The sequence below is a fragment of the Rahnella sp. P4_A8 genome, from assembly GCF_056402435.1.
Genome location: NZ_JBFUHK010000013.1, coordinates 1 through 19,878, shown reverse-complemented (window position 1 = coordinate 19,878; position 19,878 = coordinate 1). Strand labels below are relative to the sequence as shown.

Genomic DNA, 19,878 nt, shown 5'->3' with positions numbered 1-19,878 from the left:
AACGGAGTCCATTATGACTGATATCACTAAGTTGTTAGGCAAAGAAGCCGATTCACTTCTTCAGCATCAATGTTCCACCATCACCTCAGACCAGCTATACCTGCCGGGCGCCGATTTTGTTGACCGTGTGATGATCGACAATAACCGTTCGCCGCGCGTACTGGCTGCGATGCAAAACTTGTATAACACCGGACGGTTAGCCGGTACCGGTTATCTGTCGATTCTGCCGGTCGATCAGGGTGTTGAACACTCTGCGGGCGCCTCGTTTGCCGCGAACCCGTTGTATTTCGATCCTAAAAATATTGTTGAACTGGCGATCGAGGCAGGCTGTAACTGCGTAGCGTCAACTTACGGCGTACTGGCTTCCGTTTCACGCCGCTACGCCCATAAAATTCCGTTCCTGGTCAAACTCAATCACAACGAAACCCTGAGTTATCCGACACAATATGACCAGACACTGTATGCCAGTGTGGAACAGGCGTTTAATCTCGGTGCGCAGGCTGTGGGCGCGACCATTTATTTTGGCTCAGAAGAGTCACGTCGCCAGATAGAAGAAATTTCAGCCGCTTTCGAGCGGGCGCATGAACTGGGCATGGTGACAGTGTTGTGGGCATATTTGCGTAATCCGGCGTTTGTGAAAGACGGCAAAGATTACCATTCCAGCGCCGACTTAACCGGCCAGGCAAACCATCTTGCAGCGACCATCGGCGCAGACATTGTGAAACAGAAAATGGCAGAAAATAATGGTGGCTACAAAGCGGTTAAATTCGGTTATACCGATGAACGCGTCTATTCCAAACTGACGACCGAGCACCCGATTGATCTGGTGCGTTATCAGCTGGCGAACTGTTACATGGGGCGGGCCGGATTGATTAATTCCGGCGGTGCCGCAGGTGAAAATGATATTCAGGAATCCGTGCGTACAGCGGTCATCAATAAACGCGCTGGCGGGATGGGACTGATTCTGGGGCGTAAAGCCTTCAAGAAATCAATGAAAGAAGGCGTGGGTTTGATTAATGCCGTTCAGGATGTGTACCTGGATACGAAAGTGACGATTGCCTGATCCTGATTTTGCACAATAAAAAAGGCCGGAAGATTGCCCTTCCGGCCATGTTTACTTGTTTCGATTATTTGCTCAGTTGCTGAACTAACAATTCTGCCGCTTCTGCGGAAGAACCCGGATTCTGCCCGGTGATCAGCAGACCATCCTGCACTACGTAAGAACCCCAGTCAGCGCCTTTCGAATACATACCACCCAGTGCTTTCAGTTCATCTTCCACCAGGAAAGGCACTACGTCGGTCAGCTCAACCGCTGCTTCTTCGCTGTTGGTGAAACCGGTGACTTTTTTGCCCTGTACCAGCGGATTACCTTGTGCATCTTTCACATGACGCAGCACGCCAGGCGCATGACACACCAGCGCAACGTGTTTACCCGCAGCCTGGAATGACTGGATCAGCTCAATGGAGGTTGTATCTTCCGCCAGATCCCACAACGGGCCATGACCGCCCGGATAAAAGACTGCATCAAAATCAGCCTGAGAAATGCTGTCCAGACGCACGGTGGAGGCCAGTTGAGCCCTCGCCTGTTCATCGGCTTCAAAGCGGTGGGTTTGCTGCGTCTGGAAATCCGGTTCGTTACTTTTCGGATCCAGCGGTGGCTGGCCGCCAGCCGGGGACGCCAGCACAATTTCTGCGCCTGCATCTTTAAAAGCGTAATACGGTGCTGCCAGCTCTTCCAGCCAGAAACCCGTTTTACGGCCCGTGTTGCCCAGTTTGTCGTGCGAAGTCAGAACCATCAGAATTTTCATGTTGTTTATCCAGGTAGTTGAAGCAGTTGAGATACTTATATAGTAGACCAGTCGTCTTGTAATCACTTTCAAAAAAACACCTCAACGTGAGGTGTCATTTGTTACGCATCAGCTTACTGCGGCTGATGGATAATCTGTTGTGTCATCGTCATGGCGGCGTCAAAAGGTTGCGTATTACGTAAAATTTTCACCATCACACTTGACCCGAGCCACAACTGATACAGCCCTTGTGCGGCAATCAGCGGCGCATCATTGACGGCCATCGATCCTTCTTTAATTCCCGTTTCAATCGCCCGGGCAATGCGACTGATAATGCCGGAAGTGCCATCATTCAGCGCCTGACGCATCGGTTCAGAAAGATCCGCCACTTCGGCACCCAGTTTCACGGCGAGGCATTTACCCTGACAGTCGTAAAATGACTGACTCTCCTGCCATTGCTGCCAGTAATTCATCAGACGCTGCGCCATCGTCAGCCCCGGCTGGGCCAGGGTAACATCCATCGCAGACAGGTAATCCTGAAAATAGCTTTTCAGCAGTTCCTCACCAAATGCATCTTTCGACGTGAAGTAGTAATAAAACGACCCCTTCGGTACGGACGCGGTGGTCAGAATTTCATTCAGGCCGACTGCCGAGAAACCTTTCTTCGCCATGAGGGACTGCCCCACAGCAAGAATGTGTTTACGCTGGTCAGTTTTGCCTGTGTCAGATGCTTTTGTCGTGTTCATGGGCTGACAATACATTGAATTAGACCAGTCGTCTAGTGGTTAAGAAAAAAATTGATGTCCACTGTTCCTCAGTGCCGGTAAATGTCGGTTTTTCGTCAGGAATTAAATCCGGCAATCTACAAAATCTCCTCAACTTTCTGTAAATTTGGCCGATGAAAGTTCTTTCGGTTATATACAGTTTACGCTTCTGGGGTGATACGGATGTTGATAGGAATAGATTTAGGCACTTCAAACTGCGCAGTTGCCATCTGGCAAGACGGTCAGTCCGTTCTGGTTCCTAACGTCTATGGAAAAAATCTGACACCCTCAGTGATCGGTCTCGATGATAACGGTCATGTCCTGGTCGGGGCGCCTGCACAGGCGCGGTTATTTACCCACCCTGACCTCACCCTTTCCAGTTTTAAACGTTTCATGGGCACGGAGCATCAGTTCCGGCTTGGACATCAAAACTTTCGCGCGGAAGAGCTCTCCGCCCTTCTGCTGCGCAGTCTGAAAGCGGATGTTGAGCAACATTGTGGCTGTGAGGTGAAGCGCGCCATTATCACCGTTCCTGCTTATTTTAATGATATTCAGCGCAAGGCCGTGAAGGCTGCCGGTGAACTGGCGGGACTGCATGTTGAACGTCTGCTCAATGAACCGACGGCGGCGTCACTGGCCTACGGGCTGGTGAATCAGCAGGAGCAGAAATTCCTGGTGTTCGATCTGGGGGGCGGCACGTTTGACGTTTCAATTATCGATATGTTCGAAGGCGTGATTGAAGTGCGGGCCAGCAGCGGCGACGTATTCCTCGGTGGCGATGATTTTACCCGCAGTCTTGCCGGCTGGATGCTGGCGCAGTATCCGGAGCTGGATAAAGACGATAACGCCCTTTTCGGTCAGTTGATTACGCTGGCGGAAAAAGCGAAATGCCAGCTGACCACGCAAGACAGCACGCCACTCAGATACCAGTGGAATGACAGATCGCTGAACTGGACGCTGACCACTGAAATTCTGGCGCAATGCTGTGAAAGTACGCTGGAGCGGATGAAAAAACCGGTGATTCAGGCGCTGCGCGATGCCAGGTTCTCCGCCGATGAAGTGGATCATGTGGTGCTGGTGGGCGGTGCAACGCGAATGCCACTGGTGCGTCAGGCGGTGGCCCGTCTGTTCGGGCGCTTCCCACGCAGTGAGTTACAACCGGACGAAGCCGTGGCGCTCGGTGCCGGTATTCAGGCCGGACTGGTCTTGCAGGATCAGGCGCTCGATGACATCGTGCTGACCGATGTGATGCCGTTTACGCTCGGCATCGGAATTTCCCGCCCTAAAGGCGACGGCTACGAAGACGGTCATTTTCTGCCGCTGATTGAGCGAAACAGCTTTGTACCGGTGAGTCGCGTGGAAACGATTGTCACGATCTCCGATCAGCAAAAGTACCTGAATCTGTCCATTTATCAGGGTGAAGCACGGCGGGTCGCCGACAATATACTGCTCGGATCGCTGGCCGTTGATGTGCCTCCGCGCCCGGCAGGTGAAATGAGCGCCGAGGTGCGTTTCACTTACACGCTCGACGGCATTCTGGAAGTGGAATGTAAAATCACCAGCACCGGACAGGTGGAAAAACTGGTGATTGAGAAAGCGCCGGGCAGCCTGACACCTGCGCAAATTACCGCAAGTCTGCTGAAACTGGAAAACATCAAACAGCATCCCCGTGAGCAACTGGTAAACCGCCAGCTGGTGGCAGAAGCCAATGCGTATTATGAACAAAGCCTTGGCGACCAGCGGCAGTTTATCGCTGCTCAGCTGTATCGCTTTGAACATGTGCTCGACACGCAGGATGCCCGGCAGATTGCGGCAGCGCGTAAGGAATTTGAGGCGCTGCTGGTGCATCTGCGCAGTGAGTGGGAATAGCCCGATGGCGATCTGGTCAGTTTTGGGGATAGAAGCCACGCAGGACATCAGCGCGATCAAGCGGGCCTATGCACGGCAGCTCAAAAACACGCGACCCGATCAGGATCCCGAAGCGTATCAGCGTCTGCGGGAAGCGTTTGAATCAGCCCGGCGCGGCGATTATGTGTGGAATGCCAGTGACGCTGTCACTTATTCATCTCCCCTTTTGCCGATGACTGATGACGCATTAATCAGCCGGACGCAGGTCCACCATCTGGTATCCGATACCGTCAGCCTGCTGCTGGAAAATGAACAGGCTGGCGTGGCGTTGCTGAAAGTTTGTCTGTCAGAAGAATTGCTGCAAAATCTTCARTTGCGCGAAATGTTTAGTCAGCAGCTGGCGTGGGACCTGGCGGAGCGTGAAGGACTGACCCGCCCGGTGCTGGTGAACGTTGCCGCGCTGATGGGATGGGAAATTGACCATTATCAGCCCGTCGGGATTTCGCTTTGTCAGCTTGATGCGTTGCATCAGCAAATTGAAAATACTGCCGGAAGTCGTTGCCGGGATGATTCCGGTACACGCTGGGGTGAAGACTGATGTTTCTTTTGAATTCAGGATTAATGACGTGGGCGATGGAATGAGCAGCCAGGGAATTTGGTCAGTTTTAGGCATTGAGCCGACTCAGGATCTCAGCGTGATTAAACGGGCTTATGCCCGACAACTGAAAAATACCCGTCCGGACCAGGACCCTGAAGGGTATCAACGTCTGCGTGAAGCCTTTGATGCGGCGAAAAATCAGGGGAATGACGCGACAATCAGTGACGTTGTCACAATGCATAAGCCATCTGCTGAGGTTGTCCCACAGACCTTTTTGCAAAAACCTGCTCCGTTTAACCCCGTCAATGAGATCAGGCAGGAAACCTATCGTGATACTGCGCTACGGCGAAAAATCATTTCACAGGCAACTGAAATTACTGATGAAATGATGGACGATGAAACTGCCGGCCTTAAGCGTCTGGATGTTTTTCTCAAGAGCAATGTGCTGCAAAACCTTGAACTGCACGAATTGTTCAGTCAGGAACTGGCAGCGCAATTAAGTGATCGTGAAGGGTTATATTCCGCACTTCTGATCAAGGTCTCCGACATTATGGGCTGGGATGTCGACCATTATCAGCCCGGTGGCATCTCACCTTACAGGCTGGCGGCCCTGCAACGTCAGGTTGAGATGACTGGTGCGAAACGTTACTGGTCGGTGATGGTACGTGCATATCAGGATTCAACACTGAATCGGTTGCGCTTGCGGTTACTCACGGTTGAAGGTGCAACCGTGCCCTGGTGGGCAAAGCTGGTACCCGATTTTATGACATCACTGAGCAATAAACTCAGAGAGATCAGAATGTATCATCCTGCGTTATTACCCTATTTAAATTCTGTGCTGCTGAAAACCCTGTCTGAAACCCGGGTAGCGCTAAGTTGGGGAACTGTTTTCCTGAACGGCTTCTGGCTTTTGCTGATCATGTTGGCGACGCGTGAGCATCCAGAGCCGTGGCGCTCGCGTATCTTACTCATCGCGATTATCGGGTTGTATATTCACGGTTACCATTATCTGGAGCGAAAGTTGCGTTATCGCCCGCGTATGTTATGCGCGACAGAATGTGTGTTGTCGGTGCTCTCGACCGCGATTATGGTGAAAATAATGCTGGGCTTCTTCACGATGTTTAAGCCTGACGCAGGAAATATGGTTATGGCATTCACCAATTATGGTGTACTCAGTGCCAGCAGTTTTTGCGTGCTCTGGATGATGGCACCAAAACACTGGAAATGGTACGGCGTGCCGTTAAACGCGATTATCATATTGGCGATGCTGCCGCGGCAGTTGATGGGAAAAAGTGCCGGAATCGTCAGAGCTGTAGCGTTTATCGCATTACTGGGGGGGTATTCCCTGCTGATTGCTTTCGGCTTCCGTTAAGGTTGCGGGTGGTTAATCCACCCGCTGTTGTTTTACTCTGCCAGAGTCCAGACACTGACGCTTCCGGCAGCGCAGTAAAATTGCGCGCTGCCTTGCTCGTCGGTTGTAATGATATCCTCGCGGTTTTCCAGCACGTCCCGCCATTTTTTACCGGCGAAGTTGTCGCCCAGATCAATCGTTTTCTCACCTGCTTCGCCGTTGGACATCACCACCACGCAGCCCGGGTGTTCTGCGGTGCCGCTGCGTGAAAACGCAATGCAGTTCGGGTGATCGAAATAATCGGTTTGTGCCCCCCATGCGTAGCGCTGACGGGCTCTGATCAGCGCTTCCAGTGGCACAATCGCAGGCAGTTCAATCGTGTAATTGTTACCGTCGTCCCCTTCATCCTCGTAACTTGCGCCGAATAAATCCGGATAAAATACGATCGGCACGCCCTGTTCCCGCAACAGGATTAACGCGTAGGCCAGCGGTTTGAACCACGGCTCAACCGGTGCTTCAAGAGACTGTAACGGCTGCGTGTCGTGATTGGCCACCAGGGTCACGGCATGCTCCGCATCGGCGGCAACCAGGGTGTTATCAAAAATGGTGGTCAGGTCAAAATCCGCTCCCTGCTTCGAAGCATGGTGGAAATTCAGCTGTAACGGCGCATCGAACAGCATGGTTTTGCCTTCCACCTGATGGATGTAATTTTGCAGCGTCTGGACATCGAATGACCAGTATTCCGCGACCAGATACATCGGCTGTTCGGCTTCCGCCTGAATATGGTCAATCCATTCTTTATAGAACCAGGCCGGAATATGTTTCACTGCATCAAGACGGAAACCGGTACAGTTCGTTTGTTCCATGATCCAGCGGCCCCAGTATTTGAGTTCCTCGCTGACCGCGTTATTGCGAAAATCGACGTTGGCTCCCATCAGATAATCGTAATTGCCAAACTCGTCGTCGACCTGATCGTTCCAGCCGCCGCCGGTGTAGTCGTTAACGATTTTGAAAATGCCCTGTTCATCCGGGTTTTCAATATGGTCGACACCGCTGAAGCAGTGAAAATCCCAGATAAATTTCGAATACCGGCCCTCACGGGCGGCAAAAATGAAACGTGTCCACGCTTCCGCTTCAATGATGTCATCACTGATTTCTTCACGGTTATCAATGTTAACGCGGTTAACCTGCACGCGTTCTTTCTCATCCGCCCCCATTTTATGATTGAGCACCACGTCAAGAATGACGCCCAGCTTATGCTGTTTCAGTGCGCCGATGGCCGCAAGTAATCCCTCTTTGTCGCCATATTTGGTGGCTCGGGAGCCTTTCTGTTCAAACTCGCCCAGATCAAACAAATCATAAGTGTCATAGCCAACCGAATATCCCCCTGATTCGCCTTTATAGGCGGGCGGGAGCCAGGCAGCGGTAATGCCAATCTCAGCCAGCCAGGCCGCTTTTTCGGCCACCTCCGGCCAGAGCTTCCCCCCATCCGGGTAATACCAGTGAAAGAACTGAAACAACGTAGGATTCTGCATACAGACTTTCCATTCAGATGACCAGGAAATGAAGTATGGAGCAGGAACGAAAAAAATGCGGTAAAAGGCAAAAAAAAGCCGGTCAGCAAAGTGACCGGCTATGGGCATGTTGGAAAACGGAATCAGTTGATATCAGGATGCTGAGCAATCAGATTTTTTCTTTTTGCTTCAAGTTCAACAATCTGCGCATCAATATCTTCAATTTTCTGTTCGATGTTATCGTGATGTTCCTGGAGGATTTCACGCGCTTCCGCACGGTCTGAGGCCGCCGGTGTGGCGCCTTTCAGCGGACGGTTGGCGGTTTCTTTCATAAAGATACCGGTCACCAGACCAATCATCGCCACCACCATCAGGTAATACGCGGGCATGTACAGGTTATTGGTTGTTTCTACCAGCCACGCCGCGATCGTGGGCGTCAGACCCGCAATCAGTACTGAAATGTTGAAAGCAATCGCCAGCGCGCTGTAACGGATATGCGTCGGGAACATTGCCGGTAACGTTGACGCCATCACACCGATGAAGCAGTTCAGTAGCACCGCGAGGATCAGCAGACCTAAGAARATCAGGCCTATCACATCACTGTTAATCAGAATGAAGCACGGGATAGCCAGAATGAACAGGCCGATGCTGCCGATGATCACGAAAGGCTTACGGCCAAAGCGGTCGCTCAGCATCCCCATGAATGGCTGTACAAACAGCATACCGACCATGATGGCGATGATGATCAGCACACCGTGATCTTCAGAGTAATGCAGGCTGTGGGACAGATAGCTCGGCATGTAGGTCAGCAGCATGTAGTAGGTGACGTTTGTGGCAATCACCATGCCGACACAGATAATCAGAGGCCGCCATTGCTTGGTCAGGATTTCACGGAACGAGACTCTTGGCGGTTCAGCGATGTCTTTGCGTGCATCACTGTCGATTTTATCCACGTGCTGCTGGAATGTCGGGGTTTCTTCCAGCGCATGACGCAGATAAATACCGATCAGGCCCAGCGGCGCAGCGATGAAGAACGGAATACGCCAGCCCCATTCGAGGAAGTTCGCCTCACCCACAATGCTGGAAATCAATACCACGACGCCCGCACCGAGAATAAAACCGGCGATGGAACCGAAATCCAGCCAGCTACCGAGGAAGCCGCGTTTCCTGTCAGGAGAATATTCCGCAACGAAAATCGCTGCACCGGTATATTCGCCACCCACCGAGAAACCCTGCGCTAATTTTGCCAGTAACAGCAAAATGGGCGCCCAGATACCGATGGAGTTATAACCGGGTATCAGCCCGATACAGAAGGTGCTGACGGACATGATGATGATGGTGACGGAAAGGACTTTCTGGCGACCAAATTTGTCGCCAAGCGCACCGAAGAACAGGCCGCCCAGAGGCCTGACAAGGAACGGTACGGAAAAGGTTGCCAGGGCGGCAATCATTTGAATACCCGGGTCTGCACCCGGGAAAAACACCTGCCCTAAAGCAAAGGCCACAAATCCATACACACCGAAATCAAACCATTCCATCGCATTGCCCAGTGCTGCGGCGGTAATGGCTTTTTTCAGTTTGGTGTCGTCAATGATAGTAATGTCATTGATTTGCATAGGTTTCACACGTTTTTTTCTTAATCTCATCTTTTACATCCCTTTTCTAAAATACTCCACCGTGTAAGCGTGAGATATTTTGTTCGTACTCTTTAATCATCCAGAGTATCAATAGCATTTGAGTAAGCTATATCATTATAGGATGGTTTTACGCTGTGGCAAAAGCCAACCGTTTTGTGATCAGCTTTGCACTTTTGTTTTCACCCGACGCCGTTTTATCTCACTAAGTGGTAATGTGTTTTCAAATTAATGAAACTGCATTTTAATTAATGAAAGGGAAGCCAGAACACCGGCTGATTTCAAACTACTTGTGGGGTGAATCATGGCAAAAGGTTCTCAGATTCAATTTAATTTCCATACCGTTCAGGACCCTCAGACCGGTGCGCGGGTAACCCGTTTAACGCCGCCCGATGTGTTGTGTCATCGCAATTATTTCTATCAAAAATGCTTTACCCGTGATGGCAATAAACTGTTGTTTGCCGGTGAGTTTGACGGCAACCGCAACTATTACCTGCTGGATTTGAAAACACAGAATGCGGTGCAACTGACGGAAGGCAAAGGCGATAATACTTTTGGCGGTTTCCTCTCTCCGGACGATCAGTATCTTTACTACGTCAAAAATGAACGTAGCCTGCAGCGCGTAAAACTGGCTGATTTTAGTGAGCACACCGTGTATCAGGTGCCGGAAGAATGGGTTGGCTACGGCACCTGGGTGGCCAACAGCGAATGCACCCGTCTGGTGGGTATCGAGATCAGTCGTGAGGACTGGACGCCCCTGTCAGACTGGAAAATCTTCCAGGCGTTTTATCACAGCAATCCGCACTGCCGTCTGTTGCGCGTCGATTTACTCAGCGGGAAATCCCGTGTGATCCACGAGAAAAACGAATGGCTCGGACACCCGATTTATCGCCCGTTTGATGACAACACCGTCGCTTTCTGCCACGAAGGCCCTCACGATCTGGTTGATGCACGCATGTGGCTGGTGAATGAAGACGGCAGCAATGTGCGTAAAGTGAAAGAGCATGCGCCAGGCGAAAGCTGCACACATGAATTCTGGGTACCGGACGGTTCTGCGCTGATGTATGTGTCTTATCTGAAAGGCCAGCATGACCGCCACATCCGCCGGTTCGATCCGCAAACTGGTGAAGATGTCTGTCTGATGACTATGCCGGCCTGTTCGCATCTGATGAGCAACGAGAATGGTACGCTGCTGGTCGGTGACGGTTCCGGTACGCCGGTAGATGTGAAAGATACTGCCAGCCATACGATTGAAAACGATCCGTGGTTGTATATTTTCGATGCCAAAACCCGTCAGCATGCTCCTCTGGCCGCGCATAACAGTTCATGGCAAGTGCTTGATGGCGACCGGCAGGTGACGCATCCGCACCCATCTTTCTCGCCCGATGACCGTCACGTGCTTTTCACCACCGATTACGAAGGCTTACCGGCACTGTATCTGGCGGAAATCCCGGATGCCCTCCTCAGTTCATTACGCAAGGACTAACCGATGTTTACGTTTAAAAAAGATATTCCCTTACAGGATCTGGGTGACGGTGTGAGCCGTCGCGTTCTGGCGCATGACGGCACCATGATGGCCGTTGAAGTGTATTTTGAAGAAGGCGCCATTGGACCGATGCATAACCACGTGCATGAACAGCTGACATATGTGTTGTCCGGTCGCTTTAAATTCACGATCGGTGAAGAAACCCGTGAAGTAAGCGCAGGCGATACGCTGTATAAAAAACCGTACATCATGCACGGCTGCGTCTGTCTGGAAAAAGGTGTGTTGCTCGACACGTTCACGCCGCAACGACAAGATTTTTTATAATTCTTTCTGATCATAAAAAAACCGGTGCCATGAGCACCGGTTTTTTTGACCCCACAGAAAACAAAATCTTATGCGAGGATTTCACGCACAAAGGTTTCGATCTCTTTGTTCTGGCAGTTTTCAAAGAAACATTTCTGGAAACGTTCGCCGGTGACAGCGGTTTTTACCAGTTCAGGATCGATAGCACGCAGCGTATCCAGATAGTTTTCTTTTACCACTGCGGCTTTCACCTGATTCAGAATACCGGCGTTGCGCACCTGAGGTTCTTTGCGGTCAGCCGGATAGCCTTCTCCTTTCACACCGGTAAAGGCCTTTTCAAAGATGAAACGCACGTTCAGCTCAGCGCCCCAGCCGAAGCCTTTAGCGAATGGCAGTGATAAGGCGTTGCCGTTGTTGATTTGCGCGAACAGGAAGGCATCCGCCGGATCAATGCAATAACCGCAGTTAACGCCCGGGTGAATGTTCAGAGACATCAGTGCGCCCTGACCGGTGCCGCAGCCTGCAACGACAAAATCCACAGCTTTAGAATTGAGCAGAATACTGGCCATGATGCCCAGATGGATGTATGTCAGGTGGTGATCCTGTTCGTCAGACATGCCCACGTTGTAGACCGGATACTCTTTTTCCGATGCCACGGCGTTGAGTTCTTTCAGGATGATCGCGTTTTTAGCGGCCTGACTGTTTTCCATCATCAATGCAATTTTCATGAGATTTCCTCTTTGGGCAGCGGTGTGATCCGCTGCTGTCGGTGAATATTTGTCAGTAATTAGCGTGATTAACGCGCCAGCCAGCCGCCGTCAACGGCAATCGTGTAGCCATTGATATAGTCGGAAGCCGGTGAAGACAGGAACACAACCGGCCCCATCAGATCAGATGGCAAGCCCCAGCGGCCAGCAGGAATACGCCCCAGAATCTCTTCGCTGCGTGCTTCATCGGCACGAAGTTGCTGAGTGTTGTTGGTCGCCATATAACCCGGTGCAATCGCGTTCACGTTGATGTTGTGTTTCGCCCATTCATTGGCCAGCAGACGAGTCACACCCATGACGGCGCTTTTCGATGCGGTATAAGAAGGCACGCGGATACCGCCCTGATAGGAAAGCATCGACGCGATATTAATGATTTTGCCGCCGGTGCCCTGAGCAATAAATTGCTTCGCGACAGCCTGTGACATGAAGAACACGGATTTGATGTTCAGATTCATCACATCATCCCAATTCTTTTCGCTGAACTCGATGGCATCTTCACGGCGGATGATCCCGGCGTTATTGACCAGAATATCCAGATGTCCCATTTCTGCGACAGCGCGTTCGAGCAGTGCCGGAATGACTTTCGTGTCGCTCAGATCAGCCGTCAGGCTCAGGAAACGGCGGCCTGTTGCGCCAACGCGTTCGATAGTTTCTGTGGGCTCGACAATGTTGATCCCAACAATGTCACAACCGGCTTCGGCGAGGCCGATTGCCATACCCTGACCTAAACCGGTATCGCAACCGGTCACTACCGCGACTTTTCCCTGAAGCGAGAAATTATCCAGAATCATGATGGTTCCTTTATGCATAAAACGGAGGCGAATACGCTTTTCCGCAGGATTATTGGTTGTCGGGCTGTGCCCGGCGCCGAAATGATAAAAGGAGTTTAGCGATAAAACTCCCGCAACTCAAGAAATTGAAACGTCATTTCAATTTATGTGAACTTTGATGTCGTTTTTTGTTGGGTTGATCACGTCCTGACGCAGGGGGTCGTGCAAATGCCAGAAACTGAACGCTATAAACAGGAAAAATGCGCAGCAAAGCGCCTGATGAAATTAATCATCCGGAGGAATTCTGGAGAGGAAAGGGAAGTTTATGAGGGAGAGAAAAATTCACTGCCCGGCAGGGAAGCCGGGCCAGCGGTACACGCTCACCAGGTAAGCGGAGAGCTTAAGCAGAGGCAACCGTTAGTGCAGGCAGCCCTGACATTCCGTTGCCAGATTCAGACCACGACGCCAGTCGCCCGGAGTCTGACCAAACTGGCGTTTGAAACTGCGGGTGAAAGATTGCTGTGAGTCGAAGCCCAGAGAAATCGCAACGCTGACAATAGGTTCGCCACTACTGGCCAGCATATCGGCAGATTTCTTCAGTTTTTTCTCACGAATGTATTCACCCATCGGCAAGCCGGTGTGCTCTTTAAACATACGCTGCAGATACCAGCGGGAATACCCTGCCCGTTTGGCAACAGTTTTAATATCCAGACGTTCTTCCAGATTGTGATCGATCCACTCGATCAGGTCGTGAATGAAATCCTCGGTTCTCATGGCAAGTCTCCTGCTTCTTTTTTGTTTGCGCCCCCCGAGGGCGACTCGTCTTTTAATACGTTGACCCAGTTTTCGATTAAATGCAAGTTTTACTATTGCATTTAATTGGCCGTTACCGGATAGTCTCTTTCCCGAAGTAAACGTTCTGTAAAATAGCACAGAAAGTGTAACAGTAATTCTTGCACTTTAGTAAGCGCATCCCTACAATCCCCTCGAATCAATTGTATCAGTATTTGATACATTATTGTGCTGATGAACGGCGCAAGTCCCAAAAAAGTCAGATCAGGCAAAGGACGTTACCCGGCGGACAGGCCGGTGTATTGCCTGGCAGTACTTACTCACTGGAAATAAAAATAATGATGAACCTGCAAAAATCACAGGTTGTTGTACGCGGCCGCTCCGGCGGTACGCCTTTGACGTTGCGCCTTTCAGGGGTTGCGCTGATGGTTGCCCTGCTCGCCGGGTGTGACAACAGCGTGGCGCAAAATGCTGCACCACCTGCTCCGCAAGTCAGCGCGGCAGATGTGTTAATCAAACCAATCAGCCAGTGGGATGCGTTTAACGGACGTGTGGAAGCGGTACAAAGTGTTCAGTTGCGCCCCCGCGTGTCCGGCTATATCGATAAAGTGAATTATCAGGAAGGTCAGGAAGTGAAAAAGGGTCAGGTGTTGTTCACCATCGACGACCGCACTTACCGCGCCGCGCAGGAACAGGCGCAGGCTGAACTGGTGCGAGCGCGCAATCAGGCCAGTCTGGCGAGAAGTGAATCCGCCCGTACGGAAGCGCTGATCGGTTCGCTGGCTGTGTCGAAAGAAGCTGCGGAGCAACGTCGTTCGGCCGCTTCGCAGGCACAGTCAGATGTGCTGGCAGCTCAGGCACAGCTGGACATGGCACAGTTGAATCTTGATTTCACCCGTGTCATCTCCCCGATTGATGGTCGCGCCAGCCGTGCGATGATCACGACCGGCAATCTGGTAACAGCGGGCGACAGTGCCAGTGTACTGACCACGGTGGTGTCACTCGACACGGTCTACGTGTATTTCGATGTCGATGAAGGGACGTTCCTGCGCTATCAGGCGCAGGCCCGCGAAGGGAAATTCAATGACAGCCCGCAAAGTCGCTTACCGGTTCATGTCGGGCTGGTGGGTGAAAACGGCTACCCGCATCAGGGCGTCGTCGATTTTACTGACAATCAGCTGAACTCCGGCACAGGCACGATCCGCATGCGTGCTCTGCTGGATAACCGCGACCGCACATTTACGCCGGGATTGTTTGCCCGCGTTCAAATGCCAGGCAGCGCACAGTTCAACGCCCTGCTGGTGGACGATAAAGCCATCCTTACCGATCAGGATCGTAAATTCGTTTATGTGGTGGATAAAGATGGCAAGGCGCAGCGACGTGATGTTGAAATTGGCCGCATATACGGCGGCTTACGCATCGTGCAGAAAGGCCTTGAAGCAGGCGATCGCGTCATCATCGATGGCGTACAAAAAGTGTTCATGCCGGGCATGCCGGTCAATGCCAAAACCGTCAGCATGGCGGCTAATACTGTCACGCCAACCGCTCCTGCCGTTCAATAAAAGAGAATCCTGACTCATGGACTTTTCCCGCTTTTTCATCGACAGGCCGATTTTTGCGGCCGTCTTGTCGATTCTGATTTTAGTCACCGGGGCGATTGCCATTCCCCTGCTGCCGGTCAGCGAATACCCGAACGTGGTACCGCCAAGCGTGCAGGTTCGCGCTGAATATCCGGGTGCTAACCCGAAAGTGATTGCTGAAACCGTGGCGACGCCGCTGGAAGAAGCGATCAACGGTGTTGAAAACATGGTGTACATGAAATCCGTGGCCGGTTCTGATGGTGTGCTGGTGACGACAGTCACTTTCCGTCCGGGAACCGATCCGGATCAGGCACAGGTTCAGGTGCAAAACCGTGTGGCCCAGGCCGAAGCCCGTCTGCCGGAAGATGTCCGCCGTCAGGGCGTGACCACGCAGAAACAATCGCCAACGTTGACGCTGGTGGTGCATCTGGTGTCACCTTCGGGTAAATATGATTCGCTGTATCTGAGCAACTACGCCACGCTGAAGGTGAAAGACGAGCTGGCACGTTTGCCGGGTGTCGGGCAGATCCAGATTTTCGGTGCAGGCGAATATGCCATGCGCGTGTGGCTGGATCCGAACAAAGTCGCGGCGCGGGGTCTGACGGCTTCTGACATTGTGAAGGCAATGCAGGAACAGAACGTACAGGTGTCTGCCGGTCAGCTGGGCGCAGAACCGATGCCGAAAGACAGTGATTATCTGCTTTCCATCAATGCGCAGGGTCGTCTGAAAGATGAAGATGAGTTCGGCAAAATCATCCTGAAAAGCGGTGATAATGGCGAAATTGTCCGTCTTCGTGATGTGGCGCGTATCGAAATGGGGTCCGGCAGTTATGCCCTGCGCGCGCAACTTAATAATAAAGATGCAGTCGGGATCGGTATCTTCCAGTCGCCTGGCGCGAATGCGATCGATTTGTCAGACGCGGTGCGAGCCAAAATGGATGAACTGGCAACCCGGTTCCCGGAAGGCATGACCTGGCGTGCGCCGTACGACCCGACGGTGTTTGTCCGTGATTCCATCAGTGCGGTGGTTCACACATTGCTGGAAGCCGTCGTGCTGGTCGTACTGGTGGTTATTCTGTTCCTGCAAACCTGGCGCGCGTCGATCATTCCTTTGCTGGCGGTACCGATATCTGTGATCGGGACATTCAGCATTCTGTATTTGCTCGGATTTTCGCTTAATACACTCAGTCTGTTCGGGCTGGTGCTGGCGATAGGGATAGTGGTCGATGATGCCATTGTGGTGGTGGAAAACGTCGAGCGAAACATCGAGGAGGGACTCGCGCCAAGGGACGCTGCGCACCAGGCGATGCGGGAAGTTTCAGGGCCGATAGTGGCTATCGCGCTGGTGCTGTGTGCGGTGTTCGTGCCGATGGCGTTTTTGTCGGGCGTGACCGGTCAGTTCTACAAGCAGTTTGCGGTGACCATCGCCATTTCAACCGTGATCTCGGCCATCAACTCACTGACGTTGTCCCCTGCTCTTGCGGCATTGCTGCTTAAATCGCACGGTGCACCGAAAGACATGCCGTCGCGGCTTATCGACCGCCTGTTCGGCTGGATTTTCCGACCGTTCAACCGGTTCTTTAATGCCAGTTCACACCGTTATCAGAATGCAGTGTCTAAAACACTTGGGCGTCGTGGCGCGGTATTTGTGGTTTACATTCTGCTGTTGTGTGCGGCGGCCTTTATGTTCAAAGCCGTGCCGGGGGGCTTTATCCCGACGCAGGATAAACTGTATCTGATCGCGGGCGTGAAAATGCCGGAAGGCGCGTCCTTATCCCGCACTGATGCGGTGATCCGCAAAATCAGCGCAATGGGGTTAAGTACTGATGGCGTAATTGATGCGGTGGCGTTCCCCGGGTTGAACGCTTTGCAGTTCACCAATACGCCGAATACCGGTACGGTGTTCTTCGCGTTGAAACCACTGAGCGAACGTACCCGTACAGCGGCGGAGATTAATGCGGAAATCAACGCCAAGATTTCGCAGATCCAGGAAGGGTTCGCCTTCTCCATTATGCCGCCGCCGATCCTCGGATTGGGTCAGGGATCAGGTTATTCTCTGTATATACAGGATCGTGCAGGGCTGGGTTACGGTGCATTGCAAACCGCGATTAACACCATGTCCGGCGCTATCATGCAAACGCCGGGAATGGGGTATCCGATTTCTTCATATCAGGCTAACGTGCCGCAGTTGGACGCGCATATTGACCGTGATAAAGCCAAGGCGCAGGGCGTATCGCTGGACGAACTGTTCAGTACGCTGCAGGTGTATCTCGGCTCGTCCTATATCAATGATTTCAACCGGTTCGGACGTACCTGGAAAGTAATGGCACAGGCCGATGGCCAGTTCCGTGACACCGTGGAAGACATTGCCAATCTGCGTACCCGTAACGATAAAGGTGAAATGGTGCCAATCGGCAGTATGCTGAATATCACCACCACTTACGGTCCCGATCCGGTGATCCGCTATAACGGCTATCCGGCAGCAGATTTAATCGGTGACGCTGATCCCCGCGTGCTTTCTTCGACGCAGGCAATGACCGAGCTGACTGCAATGTCGAAAAACCTGTTACCGAACGGCATGAATATCGAATGGACCGACCTGAGCTATCAGCAATCCACACAAGGCAATGCTGCACTGATTGTGTTCCCGATGTCCGTGTTACTGGCGTTTCTGGTGCTGGCCGCCCTGTATGAGAGCTGGACGCTGCCGCTGGCGGTAATCCTGATTGTGCCAATGACCATGCTATCGGCCCTGTTTGGCGTGTGGCTGACCGGTGGCGACAATAACGTGTTTGTACAGGTCGGACTGGTGGTGCTGATGGGACTGGCATGTAAGAACGCGATTCTGATTGTTGAGTTCGCCCGCGAGCTTGAATTGCAAGGTAAAGGGATTATCGAATCTGCGCTTGAGGCATGCCGTCTGCGTCTGCGCCCTATCGTCATGACCTCGATTGCGTTTATCGCCGGGACTATCCCGTTGATTCTGGGGCAYGGCGCGGGTGCGGAAGTGCGCGGTGTCACCGGTATTACCGTATTCTCCGGTATGCTGGGTGTGACGTTGTTCGGGTTGTTCCTGACGCCTGTTTTCTACGTCGCACTTCGCAAGCTGGTGACGCGTAAGAAAGTCGTTTTAGAAACGCAAACTGTGTAAACCGTTAAGATCAACAGAATGCAAAAAGCCGGGAGAATGATCTCCCGGCTTTTTTTTATATGCTTTATTAAGAGCGGTGCGCAGCGTCTTGCGTATCAGCGCTCTATTTCAAACAGAGCGAATCTTCTGGGTTTTGCGCCGCTAAATCTTTGGTACATTTGTATTTGCCACCGCGTTCAAACTCAGCCAGGGCATCCGCAACGGTATGACGGGCTAACACCTGAAACGACGCTTCTTCGGCTTCGCTGACAATGTTTTTGAAATAGGTGCAGGCATTGGCGCTGACCACACAGCGGGCGGGCACGTCCGGGCGCGCTGCCCACAGACGTTTATCTTCAATCACCGCGCAATAAATATCACGAAGTGTGATTTCTTCCGCCGGACGGCCAAGTGTAATCGAGCCGGTGCGACCAAGTGTGGAGACGATAATGCCATGCTGAGTCAGTGGCACCATCAGTTTGCGGATAAAACTGGAGTTGGCTTCCAGACCCGTTGCTAAAATCGCACTGGTGCAGCGCTGGCCAGCCTTTTGGGACTGAGCGATACAAAACACCATCTGCATAGCTGTCGGAAAGCGATAATCTAACATGTCATTGTCCTGAGAAACCAAGTCTTAGGTGAAGCACCGTATCACAGAGGAAATCCCCTATACGTGATCTGGTCAATAATATAACAAACACTGTTGCATTATTGAAGGCAGACACCTCTTAAACGCACAGAAAGCCACGATTTAAGGCACAAAAAAACCCATCCGGAGATGGGTTTTGGTACTCAGATTCTTTTATGAGAAGTTTCGGAGATTAGAACTGATATTGTAAGCCTACACCCACGATATCATCGGTAGAGATTTTGTTGGTTTCGTAGAAATTATCATCGTTGTCCAGCAGGTTAATTTTGTAATCAACGTAGGTGGACATATTTTTGTTGAAGTAATAACTCGCACCAACAGAAACATATTTAACCAAATCTTTATCGTTGTTATCAGAAGTATTACTGCCGTCTGCAGTCAAATCCTTACCTTTAGATTGCAGGTAAGACACTTCAGGACGTAATCCAAAATCAAACTGATATTGTGCGGTTACTTCGAAGTTCTGCGTTTTGTTTGCAACACCACTCTCACCAAACATTGTCATATTACGCGTTTCGGAATACATCGTAGCGAGATAGACATTGTTTGCGTCATATTTTGTACCCACAGTCCAGACATCAGCTTTATCCCCTCCTGCAAAATTCTCACCTGCAGAAGTCGTCTGATCGTTTGTACGGTCAGATGATGCATACGCGGCACCCACAGTGATACCCATACCGAAGTCGTATGCCCGCGAGGCTAACTTACTACATTGATTAGTATATGAATTTATGGTTTTTTAAGGGTTTCTTGAATGTTAAACGTCCCTTTCTAACATCCCGAAATAGCTGAAATTTAGATTAGTTTTGCAGAAGAGATTTTTCTCAATTATCTACTATCCTAATTTTAGCTGGCAAAAGATCAGCCAGCCTGCCAAGGCCATGAATACCTACCGACTGATAGTC

General features: G+C 51.5%; 16 protein-coding genes and 1 pseudogene. 8 read left to right on the top strand and 9 right to left on the bottom strand.

The window, feature by feature from the left end; genetic code table 11:
• Window positions 1-13 precede the first annotated feature (13 nt).
• Window positions 14-1,063: a class I fructose-bisphosphate aldolase gene (fbaB, locus tag AC1DUO_RS09480; protein ID WP_119262281.1), complete on the top strand. Its 1,050-nt coding sequence runs from the start codon at window positions 14-16 to the stop codon at window positions 1,061-1,063.
• 64 nt (window positions 1,064-1,127) lie between these two features.
• Here the strand turns inward: fbaB and AC1DUO_RS09475 are convergent, their stop codons facing one another.
• Together AC1DUO_RS09475 and AC1DUO_RS09470 are read right to left on the bottom strand one after the other, a co-directional pair.
• Window positions 1,128-1,808: a type 1 glutamine amidotransferase domain-containing protein gene (locus AC1DUO_RS09475; protein ID WP_119262280.1), complete on the bottom strand. Its 681-nt coding sequence runs from the start codon at window positions 1,806-1,808 to the stop codon at window positions 1,128-1,130.
• 113 nt (window positions 1,809-1,921) lie between these two features.
• Window positions 1,922-2,533: a TetR/AcrR family transcriptional regulator gene (locus AC1DUO_RS09470; protein WP_014416492.1), complete on the bottom strand. Its 612-nt coding sequence runs from the start codon at window positions 2,531-2,533 to the stop codon at window positions 1,922-1,924.
• Window positions 2,534-2,734: 201 nt separating this feature from the next.
• On the opposite strand from AC1DUO_RS09470, the gene AC1DUO_RS09465 reads away from it, so the two are divergent.
• The 3 genes from AC1DUO_RS09465 to AC1DUO_RS09455 are packed head-to-tail and all read left to right on the top strand — an operon-like array spanning window position 2,735 to window position 6,369.
• Window positions 2,735-4,420 (top strand): Hsp70 family protein, encoded by a 1,686-nt coding sequence (locus tag AC1DUO_RS09465; protein WP_013577747.1) that lies wholly within the window; start codon window positions 2,735-2,737, stop codon window positions 4,418-4,420.
• Window positions 4,421-4,424: 4 nt separating this feature from the next.
• Window positions 4,425-4,997 (top strand): J domain-containing protein, encoded by a 573-nt coding sequence (locus AC1DUO_RS09460; protein ID WP_119262279.1) that lies wholly within the window; start codon window positions 4,425-4,427, stop codon window positions 4,995-4,997.
• A 28-nt stretch (window positions 4,998-5,025) separates the two neighbouring features.
• Window positions 5,026-6,369 (top strand): hypothetical protein, encoded by a 1,344-nt coding sequence (locus AC1DUO_RS09455; protein WP_240433058.1) that lies wholly within the window; start codon window positions 5,026-5,028, stop codon window positions 6,367-6,369.
• Between the two features lie 32 nt (window positions 6,370-6,401).
• On the opposite strand, the gene amyA is transcribed toward AC1DUO_RS09455, so the two are convergent.
• The gene (gene amyA, locus AC1DUO_RS09450) at window positions 6,402-7,883 is read right to left on the bottom strand and encodes an alpha-amylase (RefSeq protein WP_112151358.1); all 1,482 of its coding nucleotides are present in this window, start codon (window positions 7,881-7,883) and stop codon (window positions 6,402-6,404) included.
• Window positions 7,884-8,005: 122 nt separating this feature from the next.
• Window positions 8,006-9,508 (bottom strand): glycine betaine/L-proline transporter ProP, encoded by a 1,503-nt coding sequence (gene proP, locus AC1DUO_RS09445; RefSeq protein WP_013577751.1) that lies wholly within the window; start codon window positions 9,506-9,508, stop codon window positions 8,006-8,008.
• 292 nt (window positions 9,509-9,800) lie between these two features.
• On the opposite strand from proP, the gene AC1DUO_RS09440 reads away from it, so the two are divergent.
• Both AC1DUO_RS09440 and AC1DUO_RS09435 read left to right on the top strand, forming a co-directional pair.
• Entirely contained in the window at window positions 9,801-10,982 is a 1,182-nt protein-coding gene (locus tag AC1DUO_RS09440; protein ID WP_013577752.1) for an oligogalacturonate lyase family protein, read from the top strand.
• 3 nt (window positions 10,983-10,985) lie between these two features.
• The gene (locus tag AC1DUO_RS09435; protein ID WP_013577753.1) at window positions 10,986-11,306 is read left to right on the top strand and encodes a cupin domain-containing protein; all 321 of its coding nucleotides are present in this window, start codon (window positions 10,986-10,988) and stop codon (window positions 11,304-11,306) included.
• A 68-nt stretch (window positions 11,307-11,374) separates the two neighbouring features.
• On the opposite strand, the gene AC1DUO_RS09430 is transcribed toward AC1DUO_RS09435, so the two are convergent.
• From AC1DUO_RS09430 to AC1DUO_RS09420, 3 genes are all read right to left on the bottom strand, one after another.
• The gene (locus AC1DUO_RS09430) at window positions 11,375-12,013 is read right to left on the bottom strand and encodes an RpiB/LacA/LacB family sugar-phosphate isomerase (RefSeq protein ID WP_013577754.1); all 639 of its coding nucleotides are present in this window, start codon (window positions 12,011-12,013) and stop codon (window positions 11,375-11,377) included.
• A gap of 68 nt (window positions 12,014-12,081) precedes the next feature.
• Complete coding sequence (gene kduD / locus AC1DUO_RS09425) at window positions 12,082-12,843, bottom strand: 2-dehydro-3-deoxy-D-gluconate 5-dehydrogenase KduD (RefSeq protein WP_013577755.1); 762 nt, start codon at window positions 12,841-12,843, stop codon at window positions 12,082-12,084.
• A gap of 396 nt (window positions 12,844-13,239) precedes the next feature.
• The gene (locus AC1DUO_RS09420) at window positions 13,240-13,596 is read right to left on the bottom strand and encodes a helix-turn-helix domain-containing protein (protein ID WP_013577757.1); all 357 of its coding nucleotides are present in this window, start codon (window positions 13,594-13,596) and stop codon (window positions 13,240-13,242) included.
• A gap of 443 nt (window positions 13,597-14,039) precedes the next feature.
• On the opposite strand from AC1DUO_RS09420, the gene AC1DUO_RS09415 reads away from it, so the two are divergent.
• The gene (locus AC1DUO_RS09415) at window positions 14,040-15,176 is read left to right on the top strand and encodes an efflux RND transporter periplasmic adaptor subunit (RefSeq protein WP_238321260.1); all 1,137 of its coding nucleotides are present in this window, start codon (window positions 14,040-14,042) and stop codon (window positions 15,174-15,176) included.
• Window positions 15,177-15,192: 16 nt separating this feature from the next.
• Entirely contained in the window at window positions 15,193-18,345 is a 3,153-nt protein-coding gene (locus AC1DUO_RS09410; RefSeq protein WP_013577759.1) for an efflux RND transporter permease subunit, read from the top strand.
• Window positions 18,346-18,448: 103 nt separating this feature from the next.
• On the opposite strand, the gene AC1DUO_RS09405 is transcribed toward AC1DUO_RS09410, so the two are convergent.
• Window positions 18,449-18,934 (bottom strand): RrF2 family transcriptional regulator, encoded by a 486-nt coding sequence (locus AC1DUO_RS09405; RefSeq protein WP_013577760.1) that lies wholly within the window; start codon window positions 18,932-18,934, stop codon window positions 18,449-18,451.
• 211 nt (window positions 18,935-19,145) lie between these two features.
• A pseudogene (locus tag AC1DUO_RS09400) lies at window positions 19,146-19,670 on the bottom strand (porin); the annotation flags it as partial.
• Window positions 19,671-19,878 lie beyond the last annotated feature (208 nt).

Coding starts and splice junctions, on each gene's coding strand:
- AC1DUO_RS09405 (WP_013577760.1), bottom strand. CDS start 18,934: ATGTTAGATTATCGCTTTCCGACAGCTATGCAGATGGTGTTTTGTATC.
- AC1DUO_RS09475 (WP_119262280.1), bottom strand. CDS start 1,808: ATGAAAATTCTGATGGTTCTGACTTCGCACGACAAACTGGGCAACACG.
- AC1DUO_RS09435 (WP_013577753.1), top strand. CDS start 10,986: ATGTTTACGTTTAAAAAAGATATTCCCTTACAGGATCTGGGTGACGGT.
- AC1DUO_RS09470 (WP_014416492.1), bottom strand. CDS start 2,533: ATGAACACGACAAAAGCATCTGACACAGGCAAAACTGACCAGCGTAAA.
- fbaB (WP_119262281.1), top strand. CDS start 14: ATGACTGATATCACTAAGTTGTTAGGCAAAGAAGCCGATTCACTTCTT.
- AC1DUO_RS09465 (WP_013577747.1), top strand. CDS start 2,735: ATGTTGATAGGAATAGATTTAGGCACTTCAAACTGCGCAGTTGCCATC.
- AC1DUO_RS09440 (WP_013577752.1), top strand. CDS start 9,801: ATGGCAAAAGGTTCTCAGATTCAATTTAATTTCCATACCGTTCAGGAC.
- kduD (WP_013577755.1), bottom strand. CDS start 12,843: ATGATTCTGGATAATTTCTCGCTTCAGGGAAAAGTCGCGGTAGTGACC.
- amyA (WP_112151358.1), bottom strand. CDS start 7,883: ATGCAGAATCCTACGTTGTTTCAGTTCTTTCACTGGTATTACCCGGAT.
- AC1DUO_RS09430 (WP_013577754.1), bottom strand. CDS start 12,013: ATGAAAATTGCATTGATGATGGAAAACAGTCAGGCCGCTAAAAACGCG.
- AC1DUO_RS09420 (WP_013577757.1), bottom strand. CDS start 13,596: ATGAGAACCGAGGATTTCATTCACGACCTGATCGAGTGGATCGATCAC.
- AC1DUO_RS09415 (WP_238321260.1), top strand. CDS start 14,040: ATGGTTGCCCTGCTCGCCGGGTGTGACAACAGCGTGGCGCAAAATGCT.